4 protein-coding genes are annotated in these 6,939 nt (G+C 29.8%); 2 read left to right on the top strand and 2 right to left on the bottom strand.

Going from position 1 to position 6,939, the window contains the following annotated elements; genetic code table 11:
• Positions 1–822 precede the first annotated feature (822 nt).
• Entirely contained in the window at positions 823–1,284 is a 462-nt protein-coding gene (locus tag Q1X91_RS05150) for a hypothetical protein (protein ID WP_300754020.1), read from the top strand.
• A gap of 896 nt (positions 1,285–2,180) precedes the next feature.
• Positions 2,181–4,760, top strand: coding sequence for an ATP-dependent chaperone ClpB (clpB, locus tag Q1X91_RS05145; protein WP_300754018.1), 2,580 nt, complete (start codon positions 2,181–2,183; stop codon positions 4,758–4,760).
• A 100-nt stretch (positions 4,761–4,860) separates the two neighbouring features.
• Here clpB and Q1X91_RS05140 read toward each other — a convergent pair whose 3' ends face one another.
• Positions 4,861–5,817, bottom strand: a complete 957-nt coding sequence (locus Q1X91_RS05140; RefSeq protein WP_300754016.1) for an ROK family protein — start codon at positions 5,815–5,817, stop codon at positions 4,861–4,863.
• Between the two features lie 75 nt (positions 5,818–5,892).
• Entirely contained in the window at positions 5,893–6,915 is a 1,023-nt protein-coding gene (locus Q1X91_RS05135) for a sugar kinase (RefSeq protein WP_300754014.1), read from the bottom strand.
• Positions 6,916–6,939: the final 24 nt, after the last annotated feature.

Genomic DNA, 6,939 nt, shown 5'->3' with positions numbered 1-6,939 from the left:
ATAATTTATATATCATAAAATATTTTATTATAAAAAATACTGTTTTATTTTATAATTTTTATTATTATTTGTAATATATAAGGTATAAACAGACCTGCTGCCGTTTTGTATATCTATATATTCATATTATTATATAATAATTTCAAATAATATTCACAATTTTAATAATTGCATCTTTACAGCCGTGCTCAGTTATAACCAGTACTTCATATGGATGCTGTACAGATGAAAGAGTAAATTTATATATTATTTAGATAATATTCCCCTACAAAAATAATATATAAAAATACTATAAACAAAAAATCATAATATATGTTTTCTTAATATCAACTGTATAAAAAATACAAAATTGCAGCATCTTATGCAATTTAATTTATTAATAATTTTAATATTTTACTATCTGACTGAAAAATATAAAACTTATATAAACATCAATTATATGCAGAGTTTTATCTATAGATTTTCAAACGCTTCAAAGCCTTGTTATTGAAAGAGAATAAATCGGTACTAAATAATACTAATATTCAAAACGCTTTGAAACCTTGTATTTGAGGGAAAAATATTTATATAAATTAGTATGAAACAGTATTAAATTTTCTATACTTGATAAACTTTTATACGCCTGAATATAACATAAAATTATAAAAAAATCAAACATTATACTTGTTATTTAAAATAATATATATTATAATAAATTTATATATAAATTTAAATTCGTATTTAAATTTAATAATACATTTAAAAATATTTAAATTAAAAAGAATATAAATTTCTATTTAAAGATATTTATATATAAAAACTAATTATAAAAGGAGTTTTACTATGAGTAAAAAAATTTCAACAATCTTTCTAAGCCTATTTTTAGTGGGCATTTTATCAGTAAGCTGTTCCAATGAGAGTACAACTGGCACAGGAAGTGCTGATCCTAATAGAGGGATAGAGCAGTATAACGGTAATACTTATGTATCAGATACAGCTTTTGATGGTTCAAGTGTAGGTTTAACAACAGCATATTTATGGGTATCAATACAAAATGGTCAAGTTGCTACATTACCTAATAGTAACAATACAACACCTCCAAATTTTACTGGAAGCTATATGGGTGGTATAACTGGTTCTGGTACTGATTATAGTTTTTCTGCTCCTGATTTTCAAGGAACACCAGATCAAGTTCAAGGTACTTTAAAATTTGCTCCTGATGGTTCTACTGTTACAGTTAATTATAGCAAAAATCCAGTTGTTCCTAGCTTTGAAAATAAAGATTTTATATGTAATAAAAAATAATAATCAATCATATTTTTAATTAAAGGCTTTGCTTGAAGTTTTTTGAGTGAAGCCTTTTATATTTAGATAATTTTTTATCTTTATACAAAAATAAAATTTTTAAAAATTATGACAGTTTTTGCCGCAGACATAGTATATAATTAAAACATAATAAAATTAAAAGGAGTTTTTTACGGCTCAAAACTTTACTGCGAATATTGCGGAGCTAAATACTCATCTATAGCTTCACTTACCAACGGTTACTGTCCTAAACACCCAAACGGAACAAACAAAGGAAAGCACAAACTTTATGAAGTAAGTATTGCAGAGCTAAAAATAAATCTTTACAGTCATTAACTAACGGATATTGTCCTAGACACCCAAATGGTACTAATAAGGGTAAGCATGCACCTGCTTTATAGTAATAGACTTGCTGAAATTTCATATTTTTATACAGTTGATATTAAGAACATATACTGCAGTTTTTATTTATAGTGTCTTATATATTATTTTTATTTTAAATGTAGTATAATATTATCTGAATAATATATAAAAATGCAGCCTTTAGCCTCGGAAAAGTTGATATATTTTATTACTAATATCATCAATAATAAAAAATAATCAGTTTTAATATCATATAGATAAATGGTATATATTTATAGTATTATTTTTATACATATAATGATTTTATATATATAAAATTTATACAATCATAATAATTGAAACATAAAAAATAATTAATAAAATATAATTATTATGTATTAAAACAAAACATTTCAAACCTATTAATTGGTACATTTTTTGCATACATATAGGCATAGCAGTTAAATGCTAAAAACAAATTATTTAATTAAAACTTAAATAATTAATTTATAAAGGAGTAAGGCGGTATAAAAAAACCGTCTATTAATTAGAATATGGATTATAATAAATATACAATAAAAGCCCAAGAAGCTATAAATGAAGCTGCAAATATAGCTAACGGCGAAGATCATAATGAAATAAAAAGCGAACACTTACTTCTAGCATTATTAAAACAAGAGGACGGACTTATTCAGCCTTTAGTGGAAAGAATAGGTGTTCCTATAAATACATTAATAGATAAAACTCAAAGATTAGTTGATGAAAATGTAAAAGTAACAGGAGAAAATGTTCAATTACATTTATCATCTAATGCTGGTAAAATTTTAGCAAAAGCAGAAAAAGAAGCCAATGCTTTAAAAGATCAGTATGTATCTACAGAGCATATATTCTTAGCACTTGTTGAAGCTGACAATAAAGCAGGAGATATGCTAAGAAAAAGCGGAATATCTAAAAAAGAAGTTTTGAGTGCATTAAAAGTATTAAGAAACGGTCAAAGAGTTAATAGCCAAGACCCAGAAGCAAAAATGCAGGCACTAGATAAATACTGCCGCGATTTAACAGAGTTAGCCAAAGAAGGAAAAATAGATCCTGTTATAGGACGTGATGAAGAAATAAGAAGAGTTATGCAGGTATTGTCAAGAAGAACAAAGAATAATCCTGTGCTTATAGGCGAGCCTGGTGTTGGTAAGACAGCTATTGTTGAAGGACTTGCTAGAAGGATAGTTTCTCAAGATGTACCTGAAGGACTTAAAGATAAAAGATTATTAGCTTTGGACTTAGGAGCATTAGTAGCTGGTGCTAAATTCAGAGGAGAGTTTGAAGAGAGATTAAAAGCTGTTATTACTGAAATAGAAAAATCAGAAGGCAGCATAATATTGTTTATAGATGAGCTTCATACTTTGGTTGGAGCAGGGGCTACTGAAGGGGCAATGGACGCTTCTAATTTATTAAAACCTGCATTGGCAAGAGGCGAATTAAGAGCAATAGGTGCTACTACTTTAGATGAATACAGAAAATATATAGAAAAAGACAAAGCACTTGAAAGAAGATTCCAGCAAGTTTACTGTAAAGAGCCTAGCGTTGAAGATACTATTTCAATACTAAGAGGCTTAAAAGATAAATATGAAGTTCATCATGGTGTAAGAATAAAAGATGATGCATTAGTTGCTGCTGCTGTATTGTCAAACAGATATATAACAAATAGATTCTTACCAGACAAAGCCATTGACTTGGTAGATGAAGCTGCAAGCCAATTAAAAATAGAAATAGACAGTCAGCCTACTGAACTTGATAAATTGGAAAGAAAAATATTACAGCTTAATATAGAAAAACAGGCTCTTTCAAAAGAAAATGATCCTGCTTCTAAAGAAAGATTAGAAAAACTAGAAAAAGAATTATCCGAGCTTTCAGAAGAACGTAATGCTATGAAACTTCAATGGGATAATGAAAAAGGAAGAATTGAAGAGACTAGAAAATTAAAAGAAGAACTTGAAGAGTTAAACATAAAAGAAACTCAGTACACAAGAGAAGGAAATTTAGCAAAAGCAGCTGAAATAAAATATGGTAAAATTCCAGAACTTCAGAAAAAACTTGATGAGGCTTCTAAAGCAATGGAAGATGCTAAAAACTCAGATAAAAAAAGACTATTAAGAGAAGAGATTTCTGAAGATGATATAGCTAGAGTTATATCCGTATGGACTGGAATACCTGTAAGCAAAATGCTTGCCAGTGAAAAACAAAAATACTTGCAGCTTGAAGAAGTATTACATAAGAGAGTTGTGGGACAAGATGAGGCTATAACTTCTGTTGCTGATGCTATTAGAAGAAACAGGGCTGGACTTTCTGATGAAAATAAACCTCTTGGAAGTTTCTTATTCATAGGACCTACTGGAGTTGGTAAAACTGAGCTTGCTAAAACTCTTGCTGATTTCTTGTTTAGTGATGAACATGCTTTAACAAGAATAGATATGAGTGAGTATATGGAGAAATTCTCTGTTACTAGACTTATAGGAGCTCCTCCGGGATATGTTGGTTATGATGAAGGCGGACAATTAACAGAGGCTGTAAGAAGAAGACCTTATTCTGTTATACTTTTTGATGAGATAGAAAAAGCTCACCCTGATGTATTTAATGTACTTCTTCAGGTATTAGATGACGGAAGACTTACAGACGGACAAGGCAGAATAGTAGATTTTAAAAATACTATTATAATAATGACTAGTAATTTGGGTTCCGATTTGATTCTTGAGGCTAATGATATAAAAGACATAAAAGAAAAAATTCAGGAACTCTTAAAAATGTCATTCAGACCAGAGTTTTTAAACAGAATAGATGAGATAATAACATTTACTAGACTTGACAAAAAATACATTGCTGAGATAGTAAGAAATCAAATAGCAAGAGTTGCTAACAGACTTAAAGACAGAAGAATAACTTTAGATGTAAGCGATGAAGCTATAGATTATATTGCTGATATTGGTTATGATCCTCAATTTGGGGCAAGACCATTAAAAAGAGCTATACAAAACTATATAGAAAACCCTCTAGCTAAAGAAATGCTTGCAGGCAAATATTTAGAAGGAGATACTATAAAAGTAAAAAAATCAGGAGATAGTTTAGTATTTGAAAAATAACTTTTAATTATTTAATTTAATAAAAGGCTTACTAATATATGATAATTAGTAAGCCTTAATTTATTTTAAATATTTTTTATTAAATATTTTCATTCAAAATTTAATTATTTCTGAAAAATAAAGCAGCACAGCCCAAAACACCAGCATCATTACCCAAAGAAGCAGGTTTAATTTCAACATTATTAACCATCATTCTAAGTCCGTAATTTCTTACCCCTCTGTTAATATGCTCTATCATCATATCAAAATCCTTACAAAGCCCTCCGCCTATAAGTACCAAATCCAAATCAAGCATATTCAAAGCCTGTGCTATAGACATACCTAAATAATAAGAGCATTCAGCAATAGTTTCTTTAGCAAGTTCATCGCCTTTTTTAGCAGCATCAAATAAAGCCTTTGCCTTACCTTTATCTAACTCTTCATAAGTAAGTGAAGTAGGAATAACGCCTTTATGAATCTTTTGTTTAGCCATAGCAATAAAACCAGTAGCAGAGGCATAACGCTCTATACACCCGCTAGAACCGCAATTACATTTATCGCCGTCTGGAACTACAAATACATGTCCAATCTCTCCAGCTCCGCCCAAAGAACCTGTAAATAATTGCCCGTTAAGTACAAATCCTCCTCCAACACCTGTACCAAGTGTAACAAACATTACAGACTGATAAGCCTTTTCTTTACCGCTTCCATACTTTGCCTCACCTAAAGCTGCCATACTTGCATCATTAGCAGTTTTTGCAGGCAGGTTAAATTTATCCCCTATGTCTGAAAACTTCAATCCTTTAAGTCCTGGTATATTTTCTGCTCCTCCCATATGAAGAGTTTCTCTGTTCATAACACCAGGACAGTCTATTCCCAAACCGACAGCTTTATAATCATTAGGAATATTACTTTTTAATTTTTCTACAAACTCTGAAATAACTTTTTTATGTTCTTCTGTAGTATGTTTAGGGTCAACGTCAAAATTATCTTTGTATAAAATATTTCCGTTTTCTTCTATAACAGCACCTTTCATAGAAGTGCCGCCTATATCTATAGCTATGACTACATCTTTCATATGTTTAATACTCCTAATTTATATTTATTATACTATTTTAGTACAATAATATAAATTGTCAACTATAAATTAAAATTATCTTTGTATACGTCCTGAAGCATCTCCATTATAAACGGTCATAACTTCATCAACTGTTACAACATTAAAATCACCCTCTATAGAATGTTTTAAACAGCTTGCCGCAGCTGCAAACTCAAGTGCTTCCCTGTCATCTTTGCCATTTAAAAATGAGTATATAAGACCAGCGGCAAAACTATCACCGCCTCCTACTCTATCTACTATTTTTATTAAATACTCTTTTGAGAAAAAATATTCGCTGCCATTATAAAGCATACAAGACCATAGATTCTCACTAGCAGAAATTGATCCTCTTAAAGTTATACCAACTTTTTTTATATTAAATCTATCTGCTATTTCTTTGGCTACTTCTTTATAGCCATCATGAGAAAGTTTACCTTCTATTATATTACTGTCTTTTGCCTTTATACCGAACACTTTTTCAGCATCTTCTTCATTAGCTATACATATATCAGCATAAGGCATTAATTTGCTCATAGTCTCATTAGCTTCTTTTGATGTCCATAATTTCTTTCTAAAATTCAAATCCAAACTTACAGTTAAGTTTTTTTCTTTAGCCTTTTTGCAGGCTTCAATACAAACTTCAGCAACATTCTTTCCAAGTGCAGGAGTAATGCCTGTAATATGAAACCATTTCGCATTTTCAAAAATTTTATCCCAATCAAAATCATCTTTAGTACATTTTGATATTGAAGAATTAGCCCTATCATATATAACTTTAGAACCTCTTTGACTGGCACCTTTCTCCAAAAAATATATCCCTATTCTATCCCCGCCGAAAACTATATTTGATACATCAACACCATATCGTCTTAATTCATTAATGCAAGCCTGAGAAATATCATTTTTAGGAAGTTTGGTTACAAATGAAGTATCAACTCCAAAATTTGATAAAGCAAAAGAAACATTAGCCTCTCCTCCTCCGAATCTTGCATCATAAGAATCAGCCTGTACAAATCTTAAATTGGAAGGAGGAGAAAGTCTTAGCATTATTTCTCCAAATGTTATAACTGAAGACATAGAAAATCCTTTAATAAATCACAT

Source organism: uncultured Brachyspira sp., assembly GCF_949287625.1.
GTDB lineage: Bacteria > Spirochaetota > Brachyspiria > Brachyspirales > Brachyspiraceae > Brachyspira.
The sequence above is the reverse complement of the archived record's forward strand: the minus strand, read 5'-3'. Positions and strand labels throughout refer to the sequence as shown.